Below are 25523 nucleotides of genomic sequence, written 5' to 3'. Positions count from 1 at the left end.
AGCACTTGCCCGGAGCCATTTCCTTAAGACCAGAGCTGTAGCAGTGGTCGCCGTAGTTGCCCGTACCGTTCTTGAACTCGATGCAAGTAGAAACGATCGGTTCTACGCTGGAACTAGAGACAACAGAGCTGGAGCTTTCTGCACTGGAGCTAGATTCCACACTGGAGCTGGATTCTACAGAGCTGGAAGAGACTTCGCTAGAGCTAGAGACGACAGAACTGGAGCTTTCTGCGCTGGAGCTAGAAGCAGCTTCGATGCAAGGCGTTTCAGTCCACCACCAAGTCTGGGAAACCATCTGGTTAATCCACTGCGGGACGCCTTCCTTAATACGATCCGGGTTGATGGTATAGCACTTGCCCGGAGCCATATCGAGAAGACCAGAATTATAACAATGCTTGTCATAATCGCCCGTTCCGTTTACAAACGGAATACAAGGAGAAGCTTCTTGAGCAAACACCATTGCTGATGCCAAGCCCAAGAATAAGGTTGTTTTTTTGGTTGTTTTCATTTATTTGCCTTTTTTTAGTTTATTTTAAGGTCAAATAAATTTAGTAAACAAATCATACAAAATAAGTTTAAGCATATAATATCTTTACAAGAAAGGCATAAATTGCTTAATTTTCAAGAATTTAGGCAAAAAAAACACACCAGGTAACTTAATTTTTACAGAATTTAGCCGTAAATATTTCATTTGGACGATACAATATGTCTGTAAAAAAGCAAACAAACATTTACAAATAAAAAAAATCCGAGAATCACAAATTCCCGAATTTTCGTCATTCTGGCCCAACCGAGCCAGAAGATTCATTTTATGATTTAATCCAACTTGATTTTCTTGAGGCTCGTGACGCCTGCGTTCTTGACGCGGACAACATAGAGACCGTTCGGAACAGCCTTCAACGAAACATTCAACGAGCCTTTGGCCTGACGGTCAAAAGACTTCAACACGCTGCCCGTCATAGAAATCAAGTCTACACGGACATTGCCATTGGCGTCAATCTGGAGAGTCCTGCCGGAGAGAATCATCTTCGGAGATTTCGCCGTGATGGTCGGCAAAGCAATTGTGCCTTCGCTAGAACTGGATCCCGGATTCACGGAACTCGAAGAAGACGGCTGAGACGGATTTGCAGCGGCGAGGTTCGGCATGTTACCAGAGACAAGCAAGCCGTTCAAAAGCTTGAGGGACTGGTTGAAATAGTTCTCGTCACCGAGAGCGACGGCTTCCTTCCAGTATTCATCAAGCTTGGCCTGGTACTTTGCATCAGAGATAAGCGATGTCATGAGGGAAGTCACGAACGTGCTGTTGTGATCGTTGCCAAGGCTACCGGACTTTCTAAGCACAGGACCCTTCATGTCGGCTGCTTTGACGGTAGAAACAAATTCAGCCATTTTCTTGTCGAGCGCAAGAGCTCGTTGATCGCCATGCCAGCAAACAGCCTTTGCGTTACGCCACGGAGCGCGGGAAGCGTCGTAGCTGTAATAGTCGTCTTCGCTCTTGCCGTTCTTGTCGGTCCAGTCATCAATGAGGCCAGTCGTCGGAGCGTCAGAAGCACTCATTTCATAAAGGTTCATGTTGGCTTCGTAGGCAGTCTTGCTCCAGAATTCAGCATTTTCAGTATCGACCAAAGCAAAGACAGGCATGTAGGCCGGATCAAAATAGCCCGGGTTCTTGCGGTTGTAACCGGCATCGCCCCACTTGTCGCCCGGCAAATGCAAGCCGTTCGATTCAAACTCGAATTTTTTCATGGACTGGATGAGCTTCTTGGCATCTTCCTTGTACTTTTCATCGCCAAACTGGTAATAAGCCATCACGAGGGCTGCGGCGGCATCGATATCGCCATCAAGAGCTGCACCCTTGTCGTAAGCCTGATTCAAGTTACCGACCTTCCAGACCATCAAGCCGTTTTCGTTCATCATCTTCTTGTAGAAGTTCCAGATCTTGTCAAATTGCGGCTGATAGCTTGTCGTATTATCGCTGAAATAGACCATCAAAAGCATGCCGTAACCGACACCTTCCGAGAAGTATTCGTTGGAACCCGGATCAGAACGCACACCGGCGACATCGCCGTCTTCGTTGTACATGGTTTTCATCCAATAAGCAAACTGGGATTTCAATTCTTCGGAAGCTTTAGCTTTGTCGCTCAAAAGCGTCGCATTTCCACCGTAATCGGACATTTGCGGAAACGGGAAATTCACCTTAGCTTCGGCAAGCCCGAAAGCGAACAAGCCAGCAAGTCCCAATTTGACCAAACGATTCATACACAACTCCTATGCCCTAAGGGCCGTTAAATCTATCTAAAAATAAATTATTAGCGACTAAATTTAAATTTTTTTAGTCTTACGTTTTAATGCTCTGTGCGATCCATCACGGCAAAAAGAGAATCACGGTACGCAACGTGCCATTTTTCGCTAGAATCAAGGGTTCCAAGCAATTTATCCCACCTTGCATAATAGCGCAAAGGGAGCACGACACGGTCGATGTTCAGTGAATCGGCATCGTGCAAAAAGAGCGTCGGCGTATCCACATATTCAAGATAGCGTTCAAAAAATTCCGCCGTTTTCAAGATAAAACGTCCATCGATGAAAGTCGAATCGGATGGATTCATAAACGCCAAATAGCCGCCTGCGCGATCATCGTTAAACAGCCTGCCCGAATGCGGATTTTCAAGCATCCACTGCGTCGCCGTTACAGGTACACGCTGGTACGCAACCATCGAATCGTATTGCGAAATACTGCGGAGCCAAAGGCCAAGAACAAAAGCAACGAGGACAACAGCGAACATCGGGTAGACGGTAGAAAGCGAAACTTTCAAAGCGGGGCGCGTTTTTAAAACAACAGCAAAAAGCACCGGCAAAAAGAGAACGAAATTGCGTTCGGCAACAAGCGCGAGAATTGCTGTTACAAGAAGCCAAACCGTTTCAGCATGGCGCAAGCGACGAACCGCAAAAACAATCCCCGCCACAGAAAATACAACCATCAGCGCCGACTGCAAAACGTTCTCCCCCGCCATCAAAAGCGTAATGGGCGAACGGTTCTCCGCAATTTCACTCGCAAAAATCGCAGCCGAAGGAGAAAGTCCTAGCAAACGATCCAGCAAGCCAAACGGATACAGGAACAAATTCAGGCCATCGCGATGCAAGAGCGGCATTGCAAACAAAAGCGCCACAAAAGCGACCCGCCACAAAAGCGCCCCGCGAGATTTTCCCCACTCCAAAGCTAATAAAGTCATCGCAAAGATCGGACCGAGAATATACAGTCCCTGGAACTTGCACCACAGCCATTGTATGGCTAGAATCAAGACCGCCGCCCCCGCTGTTTTCGCGACATTATGCGGCTTGGCAACGCGCTTCGCGCATAATCCGCGCATTTCATTTCGGGTACGGAAAAGCCACGGCAACACATTCCAATATATTCCGAGAAACAGCAAACTAAAAAGCACCGGCCGAATTTCAAACTGGTAACGGAAAATAAAGAGAACAACCACAGCAATCGCGGAAGACATCAAATTGCGACATTTCACTCCACGCAAAAACAACGCAAATACAAGGCTCCACAAAACCGCCTTGAACGCAACCAAAAGCGGAGCACCGCCAACATCATAGACAATTGCCACCACCTGCTGAAAATACTCGTGTACATTCACAACAGGCTCACGCACCGGAGTCCAAGTCGTCACCCACTCTCGCGCACAGGCCAAATGCCACCAGATATCGGTATCTGTCAGCGGGAAGATCGCAAAAAGAGCAACAAAAATGATTATCAGATACAAGTAAAAAGCCCTAAAGTCAATCACTTTGATTTTTGCAAAGACTTTATCAGAGAATCAAGACGCGCAGAAAATTTTTCGGCGCCAAACTTATTCAAATGGTCATAATCATGAGCCATCGAACTTAGATAATCGTGATCGCCCATTTTATTTTCATCCATGAAAATAAAATTCGAATTTTCATCCTCCATTCGGCGCATTTCTTCAATCAATTTTTCTGCATGGCTACGCAGCATTCCATGACGCGAATAGGAACCTGTTTTTTTATAATACGGACTTACAGGGAATGTAACCCCAACAACTGTGATATTTTGCATTTTCGCCAAACGGACAAGATCTTTTAGCTTTTCGTAATTACTAAAGAAATCCGAAAGGCATTCATTGAAAGGATGATTGGCCAAACACATATTCACATTCGAATCCAGCATGCAATTTTCTAAATGGTAAGTCGAACGGCAGATTTCACTTCTATTGTCAATGACACATTCTGCATAATCTTTATCCACCAGGCAAGTACTCCAAGCAGAATCTATATCAATTTCAGCCACGCCATTTTCATCAATCCATCCACGTTTTTCCATACTCTCAAACCAGCCTTTACGGGCAACAAACTCTTCAGCATCAACAGGTGAATTAAGCTTTACCAAATTGACAAATGAAGAATCAACCCCTTCTGGATAAAACTCATGATTTACATCATATTCAAAGCCCAAAGAACCGCTCATATTCCTATCAACATCCGTACGCCCATCATAATTGAACCACATATCAAAATCAAGACTTACAACAACATATTTCAATTTGGGACATTGATTTGAAACATAGTTTTTAAAAAGATAATGGATGCAATGCATGTCGCAGGGAATTCCAGAAAAATTCAAGGAAGAAACACTCATATCAAGCGGATAAAAACCAGATCTCATACGAGAATTGCCAAGTCCAATCAATTCTATGGAATCCTTAAAAGTCCAGAAAGCAAGCATTTTACGGGATAATTCACTAGCAGACAGATTTTCCGCAGAAAGATACACGCCCACGCTGTCTTCGCTCCAACTAGTTTCACTCGTCGTCTTATCAAATGGAGTCCAGAAACAAGGGTGCCAAAGTTCATCGCCTTCAACAAGATTCGTTATAGAGCCTGTTTTTATATTCACCAGCGCAATTTTCTGATGCGCACCATCAAAATTTGTAAGTGTAACCACCGCAAAATTTTCTTCATTCAGGACCCATTCGCTATGATCGAATGTATAACCCTTTGGGGCGGCAACAGAAGTACGCAATTTTCCTTGCTCATCGGCAACAAGCAAACGTTCATGCACCTGATAGCTTTTTCCAACAAAATCGGTCCCAGTCTTTCCTGCAAAATCCAGGAAAAGCGTTTGTTTAGAATTTCTGTTCAATGAAGCGTTGCAAGCCTGATCGCTATTGAACCATACCGTATCGACAGCTTTGGATGTTACCGTAGACTTGTTCTTTGCAACACGGGCCCGCAATAGACGCGCCCCAGAGACAGAGAGCTTTTCATCATTGCTAATTCCCCCATGATAAGCGCCATCGAAAAGCTTAACAGGCTTGCCAAAGGCTCCCTTTGAAAAAGGAACCTGCCATGTGCTCTGCGAAAAGAAATCAGACTTTTCTTTATTGTTTCCAGCATCTGTAACATAGACAATTACCGTATCCCCATTTTCAAGGACGCGCCAACGCGGAATCGCAGCAGATTTGACATCCAGCTTAACAAGATTCGTTCCCGTTTCGTTCAGATCGCGAACATAGACCGCTGATTTGCCGGCAATACCTTCCAGTCCAGTACAAAACGCCACATGCTTTCCATCCGGTGAAATATCAGGATGATAGACCTCTAGCGAATCCTTTATTTCAACAGCAACCGGAGATATCTTTGACAAATCGACATAAACCAAATTTCCAGAGACATCATTACGGAAAGCCAGTTTCAAACGGTTTGTCCCTAAAAGGGACGACAACATTTTCCTATTGGGCAAGACAAGGATATTCGAAGAAATGGCCTCCCCTGAAGCATCAAGCCAAACTGGTTTTGCGATTTTTCCATACGCTAGACGGAATCCCAAATAATCCGAATAACTTGCACTCATTACAGTATAGACATCGCCCCGCGAATAAAGATTTATTGTCGAAGGATCACTCCTAAAGCTACCCCCCTTAATAACGCGTTCATCAAAGTTACCTCCATTCAAAGCACCCATATAATTTGAAATTACGGTGTCCTGGAAATTTCCAAGCCAGTCGTTTACCCATTCCGCTACATTTCCCGACAAGTCACAAAAGCCCTTTTTATCTTTTTTCAGGCATACTTCATGTGTCGCAAAATCAGAGTTACTTGCATTCCAGCTATTCGTCGAATCAAATGAAAGGCTCGACGCGAACACCCATTCCGCTTCTGTCGGCAAGCGGAACGCATCAACTTCTGGCTTAAACTTAAAGCCTTCAAGCAACACACAATGGCCGTTCTTGTCAAATTGCGCTGAAGAATAGGAATAAGCGGAATCAATCCCGCTTTTTTTGCTTTTCGCGTTTGCAAAGAGAACGGCGTCATAATAAGTTACATTAGCCGCAGGCAGAGATTCATTGTCACAATCAAGCGTAAGGTGTCCCTTTTTCCCTCCCATAAGGTCATTAAACTCTTTACACGTGATTTCATTTTTGCCCAACAGAAAACTGTAATCAAACGTAACGCCCATTTCAGGTCGTTCATTGCTCTTCGCTGATTTAAGAGTCGTACCTAGTACTACTGATTTTCCAACAGAATTGATATAGATAAAATCACCCTTCAAATCAACATTTGAGCAATCAACATCCCATGCGAATCCATTTGTAGATTCCCCAGAACACGCCACCAAAAGCAGCATGGCTACAGCTGTAACTAAAGTAAAAAAAGATCCTCTCGCATATACTCCATACATATCAAGTCCCCTTATTTTTACCATATATAGCTTTTTTAAGGAAACATCTTTAAAAGTGCGCCAAGACGCCGCGTAAATTTCGCAGCGTCAAACGTACTTAAAAAGGAAATATGCCAAAAGCTCATATTTTATTTAAGTGTTTTCAACAAGGAATCTATCCTCGCCGTTATAACTTTAGCACCCTCTAACCCCAGGTGATCTTCGTTGGAAAACTCACCTTCAGCATAGTCATGGTTACCATCCTTGTATTCATCAAGGACCTTGAAATTCGGATATTTATCAACAAGTTTCTGAACGGATTGCTTTATGATCTCTACAGCATCACGAGTTGGTCCATAGCGTCCCCATGCCATTGTTTTCGTATAATTTGGAGATTGCGGATAGATAACACCAACAACATTGACATCGAAATTGCGAGCAAGTTCCAATATTTCTAGAAGTTTCTGCAAGTTGTAGTTATAGCGTAATTTATCATAATCAAACCATAGCGGGTCATAATCAATCGGAGGCACATCGCTACCCCAGCCTACTGTAGTCGATTTGTACATTCCACGATGATACCCGAATAATTCATATTCATATTCATTCGGATTCAAGGCCGCCTGAGATGCAGCCACCATATCGCCAATAAAGCCGTCCTGCCAGTAGTTATGGTTTTTATCGTATTCATATCCAGGAATATTGGAGAACCAGTCAATCCAGTTTTCATCTTTAACATACCAGCGATCATAATCCAAAGCCAGAACTATCGTTTTCAACTTCGGCATCAAAGGCAAGATATAATTTTTAACAAAGAAATTCGTACTCATCAAATCTTGAGCGGAATAAGACATATTTATAGCAAATCCTGATTTAATAAATTCAGGATCCACGCCCGCGAACGATCTGGACGAACCGATAACAACGACCTCTGCGGAATCTTTATACTGCCAGAAATAGTCCATTTTCACTTTCATGATTCGAGTATAAATATTCGTTTTTTCGGTCATATAAGCACAAGCACTATCAAGATTAAGCTTGTCATCGCCACTGGACGGAGCTATCTTTTTGACCCATAAGCTCGGATGCCAAAGCTCATCGCCTTCAGCAAGGTCAACGATGCTGCTATCAGACAAATTAACCAAAACAATTTTTCCATGAGCATAATCAGCATTTGTAAGCGTCGCAACAACAAGGTCGCTAGCACCAGAAACCCATTCCGTATGGTCAAATGCATAACCGCTCGGAGCTTCTACAGACTGGATCAGCTTACCTGTAGAATCAGCAATCAACAGCCTTTGATGCGTTCCATAATTCTCGCCAACAAATTCCTGTCCAGTTTTTCCACCAAAATCAAGGAACAACGTACGTTTGCTGCCATCCTTAGCAATAGAGACATTGCAAGCCTGCTCTGCATTTTTGCCATTTTTATACCATACCGTATCGACTGCTTTTCCTGAAAGATTCGAGCCTTTCGCTGCGATTCGCGCACGCAATTGCTTCGAACCAGAAACCGCAAGCCTGTCATCCTCGCTGATTCCCCCATGATAAGCGCCATCAAACAACTTTTGGGGTTTCCCAAACTTTCCATTTGAGAATTTCACCTGCCAGGTAGAAGCTTTCTTGAAAGACGATTCTTCCGTGTTGTCATCTGCATCGGTCACATAAACGATAACAGTATCGCCATTTTCCAGAACTCGCCAGCGCGGGATTTCAGCGCTTTCTACATCCAGCTTAACAAGGCCAGAACCAGATTCCTTCAAATCGCGCACATAAAGAGCAGAATAGGCTTTTGTACTCTTGTTATAACTCGAGACTCCTTCATATCTCGTGCAAAAAGCAACTTTTTGACCATCTGGCGAAATTTCAGGATGATAAGCATCAAGAGAATCTGAAATTTCATTCACTGAAAGCATCCCACTCGAATAATCGATAAATGCAATATTCCCCATAGGATTATTGCGGAAAGCAAGCTTCACATGGAAGGTTCCTGTCTTTGATCGCAATGCGGCTGAATTTGCAAGAGGCGAGACACGGCTCGTAATAGCCTTGCAATCTTTTCCCATCCATTCCGCATTGGGAATCGCACCAAATGCTAGACGGAAACCAACATAGTCAGCCTTAGTCGCCGATGTAACCATGTAAGTATCACCACGATTATAGAGCTTAATTACGTCCGCCTTGCTATGGTAGCTTCCACCCTTCAAGACACGTTCGTCATTAGAACCACCATCAGGAGGTCCAATAAAGTTCTTTACGGGCTGGTCACAGAAATATCCAAGCCAGTCATTGACCCATTCCATTGCGTTTCCGACAATGTCACATACAGATTGGCTCGAATCCGTCTTACTGCAGACTTCATGCAATTTAAAATCAGAATTTTCAGAAGTCCACGCTTCAGACGTTTTCCAATACTTTAAAGCAACCAGAGACCATTCCGCTTCTGTCGGCAAACGATAGGCATCAACTTCTGGATGGAAGACGAAGCCTTCTAAGTTTGTACAGCGCTTTTTCTCGTCAAACTCGGCACTAGTATAGGTATAGGCCGTATCTAAAAAGCCCTCAGCTTTACTACGTTCATTTGCATAAAGCACGGCATCATAAAATGTCAAATTCGTTGCCGGAATCTTATCGCTAGAACATTCCAATTCAAGTCCAGTCAGAGGCTTCATGAGGGAATTGAACTCGCCACAAGTAACCTCATGCTTTCCAATCGAAAAGTCATAATCCATAGTGACTTTCATCTCGGGACGTTCATTGACATTGGCCTTGGCATCGTTCGTTCCAAGACTGGCGACTGAATTATTGGCATGAACAAGAAGCATTCCCGCAAGAGAATCATTTTCCGTCCTAATTTTACTGTTGGCAGAAGAAACGCCACCAGATTCCGAGCACGCAACTAGAAATAAAACAAAGAAGAAAAGAAATAATTTTTTTATCATAACAATCAAAATAGAAAAAATACATTTCCAAAGCTAAAGAAATAAACTTAATTATTCCGTATTTTCACAAACTCATTCCAAAGTCATTAGCAAAGAATCAAGTCTATGCGTAAACAGCTTTGCCCCCACACAGCTCAAGTGATCCGCATTGTAAGCCATATCATCCGTATAGTCGTGTTCACCAAATTTGTTTTCGTCAAACACAATGGCATCGAACTTTTTAGCAGCTTCAATAAGTTCGATGGCGATACTGCGACGCGGTCCGTAAATACCAAATGTTCCCGTTTTCGCATAATCTGGATTCTGCGGCAAAACGGCCAATACGACCTTTAGCCCTGCATTACGGGCTTCAACAACAATTTCTTCAAACAAATGCTCATTTTCGGCAAATACAGGGGAATCATATGTAAGCACATTCGAATCCCTGATGCAAACGGCAGCAGCCCAGTTTCCGGTCGGCAATGAAAAATCTTCAAGTGTATAGAGAAGCTGCAAAGCGGATTCAGGACGAGGCGTTTCCTTTATGACATCCAAAAAATGTTCTGGCAAGCTATCCACCCAGAAATCATGATTTTCATCGTACAGATATCCAGGAACCTTATTGTAAATCACATCAATCCAGGTCGCATAAGCATCCGCCCAGAATAAATCTGGCGACAATTCCAAAACCAGGACCTTCAATTTTTTCAAATGTTTCAGAATATAATTTTTAAACAAGTAACTTGCACCAGCCATCTGTCCCGCAGAAAAAGCCATATTCAATAGTTTATGAGATTTTACCTCTTTATCGCGAAGGGCAAACATCATTCTTGACGAACCAAGAGCTACAGCGGTAATTTCATTTCGATTTTCCCAGAATCGTTCCATTTTGACGCGAAGGTCTAAAGCGCCACTAGACGCCGAAGTAAGATAATAGACTCCAGCACTGTCCGTATCAAGAGTTTTTCCATCGTAGCGATTTTTGGAATGCCATAAACACGGGTGCCAAAGTTCATCGCCTTCAACAAGAGTCTTGATCGAATCTGTAGACAGATCTACCAGAACAATTTTTTGATGAGCGCCATTCAGGTTTGTAAGCGTTGCAACCACCAGATTCGAACCGCCCAAAGCCCATTCCGTATGATCAAAGGTATAGCCTTGTGGCGCGGCTACACTATGAACAAGTTCTCCTTTTTCATTTGCAACTAGGAGCCTTTCATGGGTATTGTATGATCGTCCTACATAATTTGCACCTGTCTTACCGCCAAAATCAAGGAATACCGTCCGATTGCTGCCATCATTAGCAAGAGAGACATTGCATGCCTGTTCTCCATTATACCAGACAGAATCTATCCCAGGCGACATTCGTACACGTAAAAGAGTAGATCCCGTAACTGCAAGCTCCTTACCAGAACTCACACCTCCATGGAACGCCCCATCAAAAAGCTTTTGCGGTGTTCCAAATTTTCCGTTTGCAAACGGAACCTGCCATGTACTCATAGCAGCAAAGTCTGCATCTTCTTTATTATTTGCGGCACTTGAAACATAGACAATAGAGGTGTCGCCATCATCCGTGACACGCCATCTTGGAATTGCAGCGCTTTTGACATTTAGCTTCACAAGTCCTGAACCCGAAGCATCTAAATTCCGGACATAAATACTTGAAGTTCCAGGAATCCCTTCGACACCCGTACAAAATGCAACAAGTTTGCCATTGGGCGAAACATCGGGATGGAAAGCCTGAATTGTATCCTTGATTTCAACGACGGAGTTGATTCCTTTTCCATAGTCGATATACGCCAAATTACCCGTCAGATCATTACGAAAAACAAGCTTTGACTGGAACGAACCCGTCATGTGCTTAGTTTCATAAATTCCTAACAGAGGAATCACAACGGACTCTTTAGCAGAACCATTTTCATCAAGCCACATCGCATTAGGAATTGGCCCTATTGCAAGCCTGAATCCTAAATAATAGCCCTTTGTCGAAGACGATACTGTATAGATATCTCCGCGGCCATAGGTGTTTATCTGCAAAGGGTCGTCCCGGAAACTACCTCCCTTGACAACGCGTTCCCCAAGGCTTCCACCATCAGCGCCTCCCACAAAATTCGTTACAGGACTACTGCTAAAAAAAGTAAGCCAATCATTCACCCACTCTAGAGCATTCCCAGCCATATCGTAAACGCCAAGATCATTCGCTGGAGAAGTTGCTACGTCATGAACGACAAAACCTGAATTCTGGCTATTCCATCCCTTTTCAGGATACCAACCTTGACTTGCGACATACACCCATTCTGCCTCGGTCGGTAAACGAAATCCTTTTACTTTTTCATGAAAAACAAGCCCATCCAAATCAATACAGCTTCCCTTTGCATCGAAAGAGGCTTTCGTATAAGTATAAACGGTATCTAAATTTTCAGCCTTGCTTTTTGCATTTGCATAAAGAACGGCATCATAGTATGTCACATTTGTCACAGGACTATTATCATTACACACGCCACTACATTCGGCACCGGCATTTTTCCGCAAGGCATTGTATTCCGCTCGGGAGACTTCGTGTTCGCTTATATAGAAGTTATAAGTAAAACTAGCATCCATTCTCGGATATTCACTAGCACGTCCGCCATTTTCATTTATCCCAAGCGATGTTTTTTGACCATTCGCGTTAACATAGACAAAACCATCAAAACTGACCACCGGCGGAGTTTCTACTCCATATGGAAATTTATTTTCCTCAGTACATGAATTAAAAAATACAAGGGAAAATAAAACAGCCGCAAGCAATCCAAAATTCATCTGAACGACATTTTTCATTTTTTTGCCTCCAGAGACAGCAAAACGTCATTCAGCCGAGATGTAAGCCTCATAGCACCGGCATTGCACAAGTGGTCTTCATCAATCGCCATTTGTCCGTCATAATCATGCTTGCCCATTTTATTTTCATCCATCAATACAAAATTCGGATACTTTTTATTCAAAGCTTCTAATTCACTAATCATCTTTTGAGCGACGCTACGACGAAGGCCATAACGTCCAAAAGCACCTGTTTTCGCATACTCCGGACTCTGCGGGAAAATAAGGCCAATCACACGTACATCTCTCTTGGCGGCTTCTTTAACGATATCGATAAGTGCATTCTTGCTATCGTTATAAATACCCTTATGTTGGTCATAATAGGTGCTATCCATTTCAATTTCGGGCTTTTCTTTCCATTCCCACTGGCAATAAGCATTTGTATAGCGCCCACGATCGTTCATATAGTATTTTTCATCCGATGAACCCACAGAATTTTGCGTATATTCCAGCAAGCCTTCTGGAACACCATCTTTCCAGTAATCATGATTTTTATCATATACATACCCTGGATAATTATCAAAGGTCGTATAGAACATATTATCGCCATCAGGTCCATCAATTTTATACCAAAAATCAATATCTAGCGAAACAACAATATACTTCAGCTTTTTCAGATGGTTAAAGAGATAATGATTTAACAAATCCCTAGACGTATAAATAGAATTAGGCGTGTGGCCAAAATTTACGGCAAAGAATCTTTCATCCAAACGAGATGGGCTAACTCCATACATGGACCTCGAAGAACCCAATATCGCCACATTAGCAGAATCATGGTATTTCCAGAGAAGTTCCATTTTAAACCGCATGATAATGGAGGCCCATTCATCCGATGGCTGCAAATAAACGCCTGCACTGTCAGGATCAAGTTTTGTACTTTCAGGGATATAATTTTTTGTTCGCCAAAGACTCGGATGCCAAAGATCGTCACCTTCCACCAAATCCAGGATTGAACCGTCCGCAACATTCACGAGAACAATTTTCAAATGGGCGCCATTTGCATTTACAAGCGTGGCCACAATAAAGCCGCCATCCTTTTTAGCGTCGGCATAATTCAGCGCCCATTCCGTATGGTCAAAAGTAAATCCTTCAGGCGCAGGAATAGTCTTAATAAGCTTTCCAGTACTATCAGCGATCAGCAAACGTTCATGCGTTCTGTAACTTTTTCCAACAAACTCAGCTCCTGTTTTTCCGCCAAAATCAAGGAACGCGACACGCTTGGTTCCATCGTTTGCAAGGGAGGCATTGCAAGCCTGCTCACCGTTATACCACACGGTATCGCGACCGTCCGAAAGCGTTTTTCCCGGATTTGCAATACGCGCACGAAGCAGACGGGCGCCAGTAACAGCAAGTGTATTGTCGTCAGAAACACCTCCGTGATACGCCCCGCTAAAAAGCTTTTGAGGCGTTCCGAATCGACCTTTTGCATACTTCACTTGCCATGTACTCTTGGATTTAAATTCCGAAGTTTCTTTATTATTTCCCGCATCGGACACATAGACAATCACAGTATCGCCATTTTCCAGAACTTTCCACCGCGGAATAGAAGCATTTCCCTTGATATTAAGCTTTATAGGTCTTGTTTTGGATAGGCCCAAAGGGCGAATGTAAAGATCAGACTTTCCAGAAACACCTTCTAGACCTGTACAAAATGCAATAAGCCTACCGTCTGGAGAAATATCTGGATGATAAGAATCTAGTGTATCTGTGATTTCAGAAACAGATAAAGTTCCATTAACGTAATCGACAAACGCCAAGTTTCCCGTTGCATCATTGCGAAAGGCAAGTTTAATACGATATGTATCAAAGTTTTTTTTGATGACAGAAGCACTCGCTAACGGCATGATTCGGCTTTCACGAACTAAACCGTCATGTCCCATCCAAACTGCATTTGGGATCTTGCCGAATGCAATACGGAATCCCAAATAATCTGACTTTGCCGCCGAAGTCACAATGTAGACATCGCCGCGATTATAAAGCTTGATAGAAGACGGATCGTTGCGATAGCTACCGCCCTTAATGACCCGTTCCCCAAGAACTCCGCCATCTGGAGCACCGACAAAGTTTGTAATGGTCGTATCTCTAAAATAGTTAAGCCAATCAGAAACCCATTCCTTCACATTTCCGCCCATGTCACAGAAATCACCGTGAAGATGCGGATACGAACAAACATTTTTAGGTTCAAAATCAGAGTTCTGCGCATTCCATTCCGCAGAAGGGTCCCAATCGCGATCAGCAGCCAGGTTCCATTCCGCTTCCGTAGGCAAACGATATGCGTCTACTTCAGGATGAAAGACTAGCCCTTCCATTGAAGTACAGTTTCCGTTATCATCTGCATTTGCAGATGAATACGTATAGGCCGTATCGTAGCCTTCCCGTTTACTGCGTTCATTGGCATAAAGGACAGCATCGTAATAAGTCACCTTCGTTACAGGTAACAAGTCCGAATCCTTGCCTCGGCACCGTTCGTCAAAAGTTGTCCCCATAACACTTTTAAATTCAGCGCAAGTTACTTCGTGCATGCCTAAGGAATAATCATAATTCAAGGCAACACGCAACTGGGGCTGTTCATTTACTTTCGCGGAGGACGCATAAGTACCAAGATAAGTCACCGAGCCGCCGCTTTTATGCTTTACATTCGAAGCTCTAACGACAACAAGTCCGTCATGAACCTTATCCTCTTCTATCGGAGCATGGAGCCAGACATGATCCCCAAAAAAAGTTTCACATCCGGAAAACACAAGAACGGTCGATACTAAAAAAAGTACCTCTTTAAAAATTTTAAAAGAATTACGAGCTGTGGACATTTCTCCTAAAAAATAGCTTTTTACGTCTATCAAAACCAAGAACGCCCCGTTGGCATCCCTTTTAAATAAGCAGAAAAAACGTGAAATGCGCCGAGCTACAATAAATCCGGCAAACGATTTTTCGCTATAGCCTGATTCACGCCAATACCCGGATATTCAGGGAAAAATTCTTCGGCCATGCGGTACCACGTGAGCGCACGAGGAATGTCGTTTTCAAGATACAGATTGCCGATATCAAATGCGGCAAGCCCTATAAACTGTCGCGTTTCGAGCGGTTTAAATTCAAGGCCGGTCCAAGGACCTTTTTGATACTTTTCACGGTATTCGTCATCGGTGTAGGAAAAGCCGCGACGGTTCGGTTCCAGGTTCGTGAAACGATCCAAAGATTCATAGCGCAAAAAAACATGTCCCGGAAGGAGAATGGCGTCGAGAGGCAAACCGCGCGCTTCGGCCACCATGAGCGCAAGCCACGATAGCCCCATGCAACCAGATTTTCTGTTTGCAAGAACGCGAAGCGGGAGCACAGATTCTTTTGCAATCGCCGCCTCACCCGCCCCGGCAAATTCGATATTCCAAAATTGCCAAAGCAAATTTTTCAGAGATTGCAAAGTGTCATGAGTTGCCGCAACACTGCTATCAAAGTAAGCAAGTCCCGCATGCCAATCGCTAACAGAATCAAGGCAACCCGGCGCACGTTCTTCAAAAACGCACGCCATTTCGCCATAGCTCATGGACTCGCCCTTGCCATTCCAAAGCAGAAACGGAAGTGCAATCACGAGCGTCGCAAGGAACAGCAACCAAAAAAGTTTAGACGAGAGACGAGAGACGAGGGATGAAAGAGATTTCATTCCGAAATCCGAATTCCTAATTCCGAATTACAGTCCGTCCCATTCCATCGGGCTTTGCCAGTAGTCGCGAGCGGTCATCATGTAAATCACGAGACGCTTGCTCAGCATGTCCTTTTTCATCTTCTTGAGGCGAGCGCGAACACCAGGGCCACCGCCCCAACTCGTAAGCACCTGCACATCAAGCCCCGTTGCATAAGCAAGCAAAGAACCCGGGCCACCGCTCTTCTGGTCCACAGATTCAAACACGCCCGTGAAAGAATCGCCCATCAAGAGGATCGGTGCATTTTTGCCGCCCTTGTAAGATTTGTCGCCCTTGTAGATTTTCATGCCTGCAAGAGTATCGGCAGCATACTTGGACTTTTCCTTATCCGGCAAGTGAGCGACCAAGTCCCCTTCGCGCAACACTACCGTATCCTTCATCACGAGGCTACCCGGTTGCGGATTTGCATCGGCATACCAGCTGTACTGCGTCACGCGAGAAGCAAGCTGTTCCATTGCAGCAAGCATACCCGGCAGCGCCCAGTGCGTATCGTAGCGCTGGTAGCTGTAATGCGGAGCGTCATCGCCACTGCGGGCCGCCATCAGAGACGGGTAAAGGTCAAGCACGTCAATCCCAGCCGCAAGCATTTCGCGGATAAATTCACGACCATTTACGTTCACGCACAAATCTGCAGGAGTTCCCTTTACAAGCATGTCTGCATAAATTTCTTCTTTCACAGGAACCGGTACCACGAGAAGCTGAATATTCATGGAATCCAGGTACTGCTTGAGTTCAATCATTCTCGGAAGCGGATTGTGGAGGCTATCCTGACCGCTAATTTTATCTGCAACAAGATAGTTTGCATTGCGGCGGAACCAGAGCATTCCGTTATCGGCCCACGCATTCTGTTCCTTCGGGAGCTTTGCAAGCTTTTTCTTCAAGGCTTCGCGGAACTTCTTTGTCTCAGGCGTTGCAGGGCAGCTATTTTCCATAGCGGCAAGCGTTTCCAAACGAGCATAAGAACTCGTATCAAGGGTGCGGTTCACCGGCACCACTTCGCCCGCAGCAGCAAGAGAATCAGCCACGGCAGCAGCACGGAGCTGTTCATCCGTCAAGCGGAACGCAGGGACTTCAAACGCCACCCACATGGGCTTACCCATCGGGTTTCCGCGCATCACCGCAAACGGACGATTGGCCTGGGAATTTTCCCAAATGGCACCTGGAGTATGTTGTTCCAAGTCCGTATTCAAAGTCGGATACCAGTAAGACGAGAGCGTACGCGCCCAGTTCATCGCCTCTTCACTGTTCATCTCGGCCGTCATGTAGTAGTTCAAGACTTCCGCAGACTCGCCGCCCGAAACAAACTTGAGTTTACCGTAAAATGGAGCACGACCCGTCCAGACAGCAGGCATCACTTCGGCCCACCATTCAATTTTGCCCTGATTATCACCTGTTCCAGGCACTCCCCACAAACGGCTTACAGTCTGGAAAGCGCGGAAAACATCAGGTTCATTCCACTTGACCGCCTCAACTTCATTCAAAACCTTTGCAAGGGCATCATCGCCCGTCTGCGCATAGAGAATTTTCGCAAACGGTTCCCACGCAATCGGAGCTACACCGGCAACAGCCTCCGGTTCGTATTCCGAAATCGAGTCGAGCATCGGGAAAGGGTATTCAGCAAGTTTTGCATTTGCCATTTTGCCCGTGTAATTTTCAGGCTTTTCATCCATACCCGCCATGCGAATCGGATTCAAAAAATACGCTGCAAAATCAAGAGCCGCAAGAGTTGGCTTCTCAACGACACGCTCTTGCTTATCAAAATCAAGCACACGCATTTCAAAGACAGCGACTGGAGCAACAGGCATCGGAGGAATGTAATCCGGGGCCTTTGATTCAGCTGCTTGAACGGAAGGATTGACAGACGGTGCAGCACAGGATGCCACAAGGAACATGCCCGCAGAAAGTCCAGCGAGGCACAAAAGGGAAGTCGATATTTTTTTCATTTTCACGAAAGGAATAATAATAAATGTTTAAGTAGGTAGATATGGTCATTAGTAAATAGTTATTGGTCATTGGTCATTAGTTGATGGTTATTGAATATTTCTAATGACTATGGACCATTGACTAGCGGCTATTCCGCACATTTTCTAAATTGTACCCGTAAAAAACAAGGAGTCTTTATGCCTTCTACTGGTGAACACAACAAATGGATAGCCCTTGCCCTCTGTATTCTACTCGGATACCTGGGTTTGCATCGCTTTTACGAAGGAAAAATCTGGACAGGAATCTTGTGGCTTTGCACCGCAGGACTCTTTGGCGTAGGCGTTGTCGTTGACGCCATCTTGATCGTCATGAAACCGGAACATTACTAATTAGTAGACAGTAGGAAGTCGGAAGTAGACAGAAAAAAAATGAAACACCTTTTTGTTATTGCAACCGGAAGTGCCGGAAAAATTAGAGACTTCGCTCACATTTTGGGCACAGACCATTACGAATTCAAGACCTTAAAAGATATCGGTTTTGATGAAGACATCATCGAAGACGGTAATTCCTTTGCCGAGAACGCCATCATCAAGTCAAACACAACGGCTCAATGGCTCGCCAAACGCAACATCGAAGCGACCGTTCTCGCCGATGATTCCGGCCTTGAAGTTTTCGCATTGAAAGGCGAACCGGGCATCTACAGCGCCCGCTATTGCGGCAAGCACGGCGATGATGAAGCCAACAATATCAAGCTGATGCAAAAGCTCGAAGGTATCGAAGACCGCAAGGCACGTTACTTCTGCGCACTCTCGTACCAGACCGTCACCAAGAACGAACAAGGTGAATTTGTCATCAGCAAGCCGATTATTTTCGAAGGCGAATGCCGAGGCGAAATCAACCACGCACCCGTAGGCGACATGGGCTTCGGTTACGATCCGCTGTTCGTCCCGGATGGTGAAACGAGAACATTTGCGCAGATGGAACTTGAAGAGAAAAAGGTCATCAGCCATCGCGGAAATGCCATCAGAGCTTTGAAAAAAGCTCTTGGGAAGTAAAAAGCATTATCTACAATTTTTTTTAATTGTCATGCCGGACTCCGATCCGGCATCGCCATTCCTAGTTGAAAAAAGATTAATACATTTACTATTGTATTTGTAAAAAACAAAATCTGCAAAAATCGCGCCATGCTGAAAATTCTATTTGCACCGCTACAAGGTTACACGACGGGCATTTATCGAAAAGCCCACGCTGAAATCTTTGGCGGCGTTGATGCTTATTACGCACCGTTCTTGCGGATTGAAAACGGGAAACCGCGCGAAAAAGATTTGCGGGATTTAGAAATTGCGAATGCTGATTGCGCAAATGTAAAATGCGCGGGCATCGCGGAAGGAATTGCGCGCGACGGGAATGCGCGCGAGGAGAACTGCGCGGGCTACAATGTCGTTCCGCAGATTATTGCGAACAGCGTCGATGAATTCAAAATTCTTGCAAACGCATTAATCGCCAAAGGCTACACGGAAATCGACTTCAACATGGGTTGCCCCTTTCCAATGCAAGTCAACCGCCATCGCGGTGCCGGGCTTTTAAGCGACGCACTGGCCGTCCAAGAAATCATGAACGAGATTAAGAAAATTTCTTGTGCCGCAAACGGAACTGCGCCGGCAATGGCAAAAGTAACCGCGCCGGTAAAATTTTCCGTCAAGATGCGCCTAGGTCAAGATTCCCCCAACGAAGCCTTCGCACTCCTCCTCATTTTAAACGAAGCGCCACTCACGCAAATCACGCTCCACCCGAGACTCGGCAAACAGCAATACAAAGGCGCAATTGACTTCAAGTCGTTTGAAAAATTTTATGAAGAATGTCGCCATCCGCTCGTTTACAACGGCGATATCACAAGCGTTTCGCAAATCTGTGAAATGGAACGTCGCTACCCAAAGCTCGCAGGCGTAATGATTGGTCGCGGACTACTTGCAAGACCAAGTTTAGCTGCGGAATATAAAAGTTTGTGCAATACGAACTGCGCCGCCACCGCACAGAATTTTCTCGGCAAACTTTTCCAGATGCACCAGGTCTTTTTCGACCACGCTTGCAAAACGTATCAAGGCGACAGCCAGATCCTCTCGCATGTTCAGAGTTTCTGGGAATACCTTGAGCCAAGCATCCCTAAAAAGATTTTCAAGAAAATCAAGAAGGCCGGCAAACTCAGCGAATACCAAGAAGCAATTACGGCGATGAGGAGTCTCTCGTGAACAGCGTCTACATCGAAATCACAAATGTTTGCAATTTGCATTGCAGCTTTTGCCCTTGCGGAACCGCCGCAGACAACGGATATGCCGACGGCAATGTAAATGCAGCGGACAATTCGTCGATGTCCGCAAGCCGCACGTTCATGGATTCCAAGCTGTTCGAAAATTGCATCGCAGGCGCACAAGAAATCGGCGCTACAAATGTGTACTTTCATGTTCTCGGCGAACCCACGCTCCATCCCGGCTTTGCACACTACGTCAAGAAGTTAGAACAAACGCCCTTAAAGCTCACGCTCACGACAAACGGCACAACAATTGAACGCTCAGGCCGCCAAATTCTAGCCTCGCCTGCCATCCGCCAAGTCAACTTTTCGACACACGCCTACGCAGAACTCCCCCGCAAAACCGCAGAACGCTATTTGCAAAACGTTTTGGATTTTTGCAGTCTCGCAATTGTCGAGCGCCCCGACCTCTACATCAATTTGCGCTTATGGAACGTCGGCGCCGAAGATGCCTCCCCGTGGAACAGCTACATGCTTAAGCGCATCCACGAGACTTTTGGCGTCGAAGTCACGCCAGGGCATTTTTGCAGTCGCCGCAAGAGTTTCAACATCACCGGCCGCCTCTATTTGCACGAAGACACAAGATTTGAATGGCCAAGTATAGACGAAAGAACCAACAAATCTATTTTGTCATCCCGGACTTGTTCCGGGACGAGAGACGAGAGGACAGGTAAGGAAATCGTCGCAGGCACTTGCCGTGCGCTTGACACACATATTGCAATACTCCACGACGGTCGCGTTGTCGCCTGCTGCCTTGACCACAGCGGACAAATTACGCTCGGTCACATTGCCGAACAAAACCTTGCTGAAATTTTAAAAAGCCCACTCTCGCAAAATATAAAAGAAGGGTTCGCGCAGCATGAGCTACGCCACCCATTTTGCCAAACTTGCAGTTTTTGCAAGCGATTTAAATAAATTTTTAGTTACTGGTTATTAGTCATTAGTTATTAGAAATAACGGGAATCTAATAGCGCGTCTTGTCCGTCTTCGTTGCCCACTTTTTGAATGCGACGAGCGCTTCGTTCCGCATAAAATGGTCGCACTTGATGGCACGTTTTTCGTACGGTAAATCAAGCTGGTCATAAATAAAGGAATCGTCGAATTCAATTGCAGCAGCATCGGCTTTTGTATTGGCATAGCAAATGCGCTTGACGCGAGCCCAGTACAAAGCGCTCAAGCACATCGGACAAGGTTCACAGCTCGTGTAAACGGTACAGCCATCCAGCATGAACGTTCCAAGTTTCGCACAAGCATTGCGAATCGCAGTTACTTCGGCATGGGCCGTCGGATCGTTATTCGGCACGACGCGATTTGCCCCCGTCGCCACGACCTCGCCATCCTTGACAATCACTGCGCCAAAAGGGCCACCGCCATTATCAACATTGTCAACCGACAGCTGAATCGCCATCTGCATAAAGCGTTTGTCTTCGTCCGTAATATTCTTCAATTCTGCTTGCATAAAAACTCCTTGACCTCACTAAGATAATCAAAAACTCAGAGAAAAACAATCAAAAGCGCTCGCCCCAGACCCATCTTAGCTATTTTTGAATCATGATCATCACGGTTCAAGATTTCACGGGCGTTTATGCCGAGCAGCCATTCATGCAAGAACTGCGCGCCGCCGCAGAAACAAGCAAGGACGTTCATTGGCTCAACTGCACTAAAATCGTAGGAACTGACTGCTACTGCGACGATGATGCCATCAAAGAAATCAACGAATTAATTGACAATGCCGGAAGCAGCATTTTCGAGAATCGCGGCAATTCCACAAACGACATTGCGCCGCAACCAAGTATTCACTTTTTTGACAACGGCAATTATCATTACATGAGCAAACTCTGGACCGACAGAGTCCAGGAACCGTTCACGCTCATCGTATTCGATCACCATCCCGACATGCAACCGCCCCGCTTTGGCGGAATTTTAAGCTGTGGCGGTTGGGTCAAAGAAGTTCTTGACAACAACGAGTTTATTCAAAACGTCATTATCATCGGAGTCAAAGACGAACTCGTTGAAACCGTTCGCGAAGAACTTTCGCAATCCGGAGAAGCAAGTATTTTAGAGAAAGTTACGTTCATCCGAGAAAGCGATCAAAGCATTCTCTCGTCTCTCGTCTTTCGTCTCTCGTCTCCACATTCCCTCTACATTTCCATCGATAAAGACGCACTCTTGCCAGCGTACGCCGCAACAAACTGGGATCAAGGTTCATTAACGCTCGACGCCCTCAAAGAAAGCATCACCGTCCTTACCGCAGGCCGCAAAATTCTCGGTATCGACATCTGCGGCGAACGCGCCCACGATTTCGAAGGCAACGAACACCACACCGTCCAAGAAGCAGACCGCCTCAACAGCGAGCTGAATCGAGAACTTGTCGAGTTTTTGCAGAAGCTTTAACTGCGCCGGGCATACACCCATTCTAGCACAAATCAACTATTGCAATTCGCTTTTCAGGCGCTTATCTTTTACTCTTGGCAGAGAGTCTCTTGAACTCGGCACGAGCCTTGCGCATATCGGCATTGAAAGATTCATCAGCATGCAAGCGAGCATAGCATCCTGAAATAATCAGTTTCGATGCGTCCACATCGCTTTGCCAATGGAATCCAGCAATCACGCGGCTTTGCCCCCACTCATAACCATACTTCAGCAAAGCATCTTGAGCCGCGGGGTTAATCTCAGCAAGCAAAAGCGCCATCGCCCATCCGCGAACCGTATGGCTCGACGGGAACGAGCCCGTATTTCGATGTTCTTCGTCTGCGCTCGGAATAAGAGTCGATTCGTTAAAGTATTCGTAAGGGCGGGGCCTCTTGTAAAACTTCTTGGGTCCGCGAGCTGCAAGACGCATCGTCAACACACCGCGCTTGAGCACATTCAAAATTGCCGGAGTTTTCTTTGCCGAAATTTCCATGCCGAAAGCTTCGCTAAAAAGCACCGCCATTTCAGAAACATCAACCGTCGCCTGGACAAGCGCAAGTGCAGCACGCGCAGAATCCGTACGCATGGACTTTCCCCACACATATTGCGAAGAATCATACGCAAATGCGGCCGACCCCACCTTTGGCGGAGGCGGCAAAAAATTGAGCGCATTCGGAAGCGCCTCCGCATCCATATACAACTTGACTTCGTCTGCGGCACCGCAAAGAGCGGTCCCACAAACAGCTACAGTAAAAAGAAATCTTGAAAGAATTTTTTGCATTGAGCGCCCCTCTTTTCAATGATATGAGAAATATAATCAAAAAGAAGAATGCGGAGCAACGCTTCACTTCACAGCAATAAACTTACTACGCTCCGTGCTTACGCTTTTCAGCTGCATCACGTATAAACCTGCAGGCAGTCCGCGGGTCATCCAAGCAACATCACCGACTTTTGCAGATTCCACATTCATGCGACGCACCAGCGATCCCTTCGTATCGAAAATGCTAACGCGATAGACGCTCGGCGCGACCATAGCAAACGACTTTGAACGAATCGATATCGGTTCTTCTTCCGTGGAATCTTTTTCGGTTGCCTTCACAAGCGTTACATCAAACTGGTCGATGTTCGGACCGTCATTACCGCCAACGGTTGCAAACTTCACCGCGTTTTCGCCGGCCGCAAGATTCACCAAGACTTCAGCTGTTTCCCAAACGGTCCAGCCGCCCGTCGTCTTGAAAGATGTCATCGCGGTATCCAAACCTGCAGAAATCGCAAGTGAGCGAACTTCGCTGGAGCCGTTTGCAAAATCGATATCAAAACGATATTGACCAGCCGTATTGACTTTTACTTTCACGACGACATCGCCGCCCTTATCGAAATTCACGTAGCCATCGCCGTGATAGCCAGCATTGCTGCTTTCAGAAACGCCTCCCGTGATTGTTCCCGCTTCGGCCTGGTACTGTTTATCAGGTGTCGGCGGCTCCGGTTCCACATAATTAGCATCGCATTCCGTCGGATTCTTGAGCGTCGCACCCGCATTCGCTTTCACGGCAGCTTCGACTTCGCTCGCCTTGAGCATAAAGCTCGTGTATTCATACGGTGGCGTAAAAGACGTCCCCGTTCCCTTCGTATTGCCGGAGCAGTTCGTGAAAATGTTGTCTATAACTTCGTTCACGCCCGAGCCATTTGCATTACCGGTATAAATCGGATTCGATTCGTTGATAAACACATTTCTTTCAGTGCGCACTTTGCACATGTGACCCGCAGAAACTCCAAGCACATCCGTGCCGTTCGTGATGCTCGCATCGCCCGTCAAAAGGTTGTTCACGACATGCACATTACCATAGCGGCAGCGAGGTTTGCGCTGGTTAGCAGCCTTCCACCAGTTGAACATATACGTCACATTCAATTTGCCTTCGCTCACAGGTTCGTTATCGGAACTGCCAATGAGGTTTGATAAGTTGTGTGTACTCTTTTTCTTGTAGCCGAAAATGCACCAAGTAAATGTAACGTTGTCTGAACCTTTCACCACGTCGGCATTGCCATCCTGACCGTCCCAAAATTCGCAGTGGTCAATCCAGATGTTCTTTGATTCGCCTTCAATCGTGAGGTTGTCCCACGCCTGGTCGGCATTGCTGCCCGGGCCTTGAATCACGATGTTACGAACGATGATGTTTGAAGCTTTGCTCGTGATATGAATGGGAGCTTTCAAAAGCGTTCCCGGCTTGAGACCGATAATCGTCTTATTCGATGCGGTGATGTTCAGGCGACTACCCGTTGTTCCGCTCCAGCCATCGCCAAGCGTACCATCAATGTAAATCACGCGCGGAGAAGAATCCTTCGCATACTTTTGCAAATCGGCAAACGTCTTCACCGTAATGGGAGTCGCATTCCCGCCACCGGTCACATTAAATTCAGTCGAAGTACGGCCCGCACGAGTCGCCCATCCAATCGGCTTGCACTGATCCACCGCCGCAGACGCACAAACAGCTAGTCCGCATAACACCGCTAAAATTCGATTCGAAACTTCAAACATCTCAAAAATTCCTTAATATTTTACCAATATATAATCTACATTCCCAAAGCCATTATAGGGCGTAATTACGAATTAAATTTCTAGACATTTTGTCAAAGAATACAATAACGCTCTCGCCATCATACTTTTTTCTGCTTTCTGAAAAGCGCACCTTGATGAAATAGGCAAAAGAAATATCTTTCAATCG

At 45.6% G+C, this 25523-nt stretch carries 16 protein-coding genes and 1 pseudogene; 5 read left to right on the top strand and 12 right to left on the bottom strand.

The genetic code is table 11. The annotated features are described in order from the left end of the window. The 9 genes and pseudogenes from ACJMM9_RS13525 to ACJMM9_RS13485 all read right to left on the bottom strand — a co-directional run. Positions 1-508: pseudogene (locus ACJMM9_RS13525) on the bottom strand (hypothetical protein); the annotation flags it as partial. A 308-nt stretch (positions 509-816) separates the two neighbouring features. Then, entirely contained in the window at positions 817-2259 is a 1443-nt protein-coding gene (locus ACJMM9_RS13520) for a glycosyl hydrolase family 8 (protein WP_405327967.1), read from the bottom strand. A gap of 86 nt (positions 2260-2345) precedes the next feature. Further along, positions 2346-3770 carry a hypothetical protein gene (locus ACJMM9_RS13515; RefSeq protein ID WP_405327964.1) on the bottom strand — a complete coding sequence of 475 codons (1425 nt, stop codon included), beginning with the start codon at positions 3768-3770 and terminating at the stop codon, positions 2346-2348. Between the two features lie 20 nt (positions 3771-3790). Then, positions 3791-6706: a TIGR02171 family lipoprotein gene (locus ACJMM9_RS13510; RefSeq protein WP_405327970.1), complete on the bottom strand. Its 2916-nt coding sequence runs from the start codon at positions 6704-6706 to the stop codon at positions 3791-3793. A gap of 128 nt (positions 6707-6834) precedes the next feature. Beyond that, positions 6835-9627: a TIGR02171 family lipoprotein gene (locus ACJMM9_RS13505; protein ID WP_405327961.1), complete on the bottom strand. Its 2793-nt coding sequence runs from the start codon at positions 9625-9627 to the stop codon at positions 6835-6837. Between the two features lie 72 nt (positions 9628-9699). Further along, the gene (locus tag ACJMM9_RS13500; protein ID WP_405327958.1) at positions 9700-12423 is read right to left on the bottom strand and encodes a TIGR02171 family lipoprotein; all 2724 of its coding nucleotides are present in this window, start codon (positions 12421-12423) and stop codon (positions 9700-9702) included. Then, a complete protein-coding gene (locus ACJMM9_RS13495; protein ID WP_405327955.1) occupies positions 12420-15269 on the bottom strand; it encodes a TIGR02171 family lipoprotein in 2850 nt (949 codons plus the stop codon). The genes ACJMM9_RS13500 and ACJMM9_RS13495 overlap by 4 nt, the downstream gene beginning before the upstream one ends. 95 nt (positions 15270-15364) lie before the next feature. Continuing rightward, complete coding sequence (locus ACJMM9_RS13490) at positions 15365-16117, bottom strand: transglutaminase family protein (RefSeq protein WP_405327952.1); 753 nt, start codon at positions 16115-16117, stop codon at positions 15365-15367. 27 nt (positions 16118-16144) lie between these two features. Further along, positions 16145-18100 (bottom strand): hypothetical protein, encoded by a 1956-nt coding sequence (locus tag ACJMM9_RS13485; protein ID WP_405327949.1) that lies wholly within the window; start codon positions 18098-18100, stop codon positions 16145-16147. A gap of 177 nt (positions 18101-18277) precedes the next feature. Between ACJMM9_RS13485 and ACJMM9_RS13480 the strand changes: the two genes are divergently transcribed. The 4 genes from ACJMM9_RS13480 (at position 18278) to ACJMM9_RS13465 (ending at position 21303) form a co-directional block, all read left to right on the top strand. Continuing rightward, a complete protein-coding gene (locus ACJMM9_RS13480) occupies positions 18278-18469 on the top strand; it encodes a TM2 domain-containing protein (protein ID WP_073422902.1) in 192 nt (63 codons plus the stop codon). 39 nt (positions 18470-18508) lie between these two features. Then, a complete protein-coding gene (gene rdgB, locus ACJMM9_RS13475; RefSeq protein ID WP_405327945.1) occupies positions 18509-19135 on the top strand; it encodes an RdgB/HAM1 family non-canonical purine NTP pyrophosphatase in 627 nt (208 codons plus the stop codon). 129 nt (positions 19136-19264) lie between these two features. Further along, the gene (locus ACJMM9_RS13470; protein ID WP_405327942.1) at positions 19265-20329 is read left to right on the top strand and encodes a tRNA-dihydrouridine synthase family protein; all 1065 of its coding nucleotides are present in this window, start codon (positions 19265-19267) and stop codon (positions 20327-20329) included. Next, positions 20326-21303, top strand: a complete 978-nt coding sequence (locus ACJMM9_RS13465) for a radical SAM/SPASM domain-containing protein (protein WP_405327939.1) — start codon at positions 20326-20328, stop codon at positions 21301-21303. Before ACJMM9_RS13470 ends, ACJMM9_RS13465 begins: the two co-directional genes overlap by 4 nt. Positions 21304-21352: 49 nt before the next feature. Here the strand turns inward: ACJMM9_RS13465 and ACJMM9_RS13460 are convergent, their stop codons facing one another. Further along, a complete protein-coding gene (locus tag ACJMM9_RS13460; RefSeq protein ID WP_088640010.1) occupies positions 21353-21847 on the bottom strand; it encodes a nucleoside deaminase in 495 nt (164 codons plus the stop codon). 92 nt (positions 21848-21939) lie between these two features. On the opposite strand from ACJMM9_RS13460, the gene ACJMM9_RS13455 reads away from it, so the two are divergent. Next, on the top strand, positions 21940-22782 hold the full coding sequence (locus tag ACJMM9_RS13455) for an arginase family protein (RefSeq protein WP_405327937.1): 843 nt from the start codon (positions 21940-21942) through the stop codon (positions 22780-22782). 61 nt (positions 22783-22843) lie between these two features. Here ACJMM9_RS13455 and ACJMM9_RS13450 read toward each other — a convergent pair whose 3' ends face one another. Both ACJMM9_RS13450 and ACJMM9_RS13445 read right to left on the bottom strand, forming a co-directional pair. Continuing rightward, on the bottom strand, positions 22844-23581 hold the full coding sequence (locus tag ACJMM9_RS13450; RefSeq protein ID WP_405327934.1) for an acid phosphatase: 738 nt from the start codon (positions 23579-23581) through the stop codon (positions 22844-22846). Between the two features lie 63 nt (positions 23582-23644). Further along, entirely contained in the window at positions 23645-25306 is a 1662-nt protein-coding gene (locus tag ACJMM9_RS13445; RefSeq protein ID WP_405327931.1) for a carbohydrate-binding protein, read from the bottom strand. Positions 25307-25523 lie beyond the last annotated feature (217 nt).

The organism is Fibrobacter sp. (assembly GCF_045112255.1).
In the GTDB taxonomy this organism is placed as follows: domain Bacteria; phylum Fibrobacterota; class Fibrobacteria; order Fibrobacterales; family Fibrobacteraceae; genus Fibrobacter.
The sequence above is the reverse complement of the archived record's forward strand: the minus strand, read 5'-3'. Positions and strand labels throughout refer to the sequence as shown.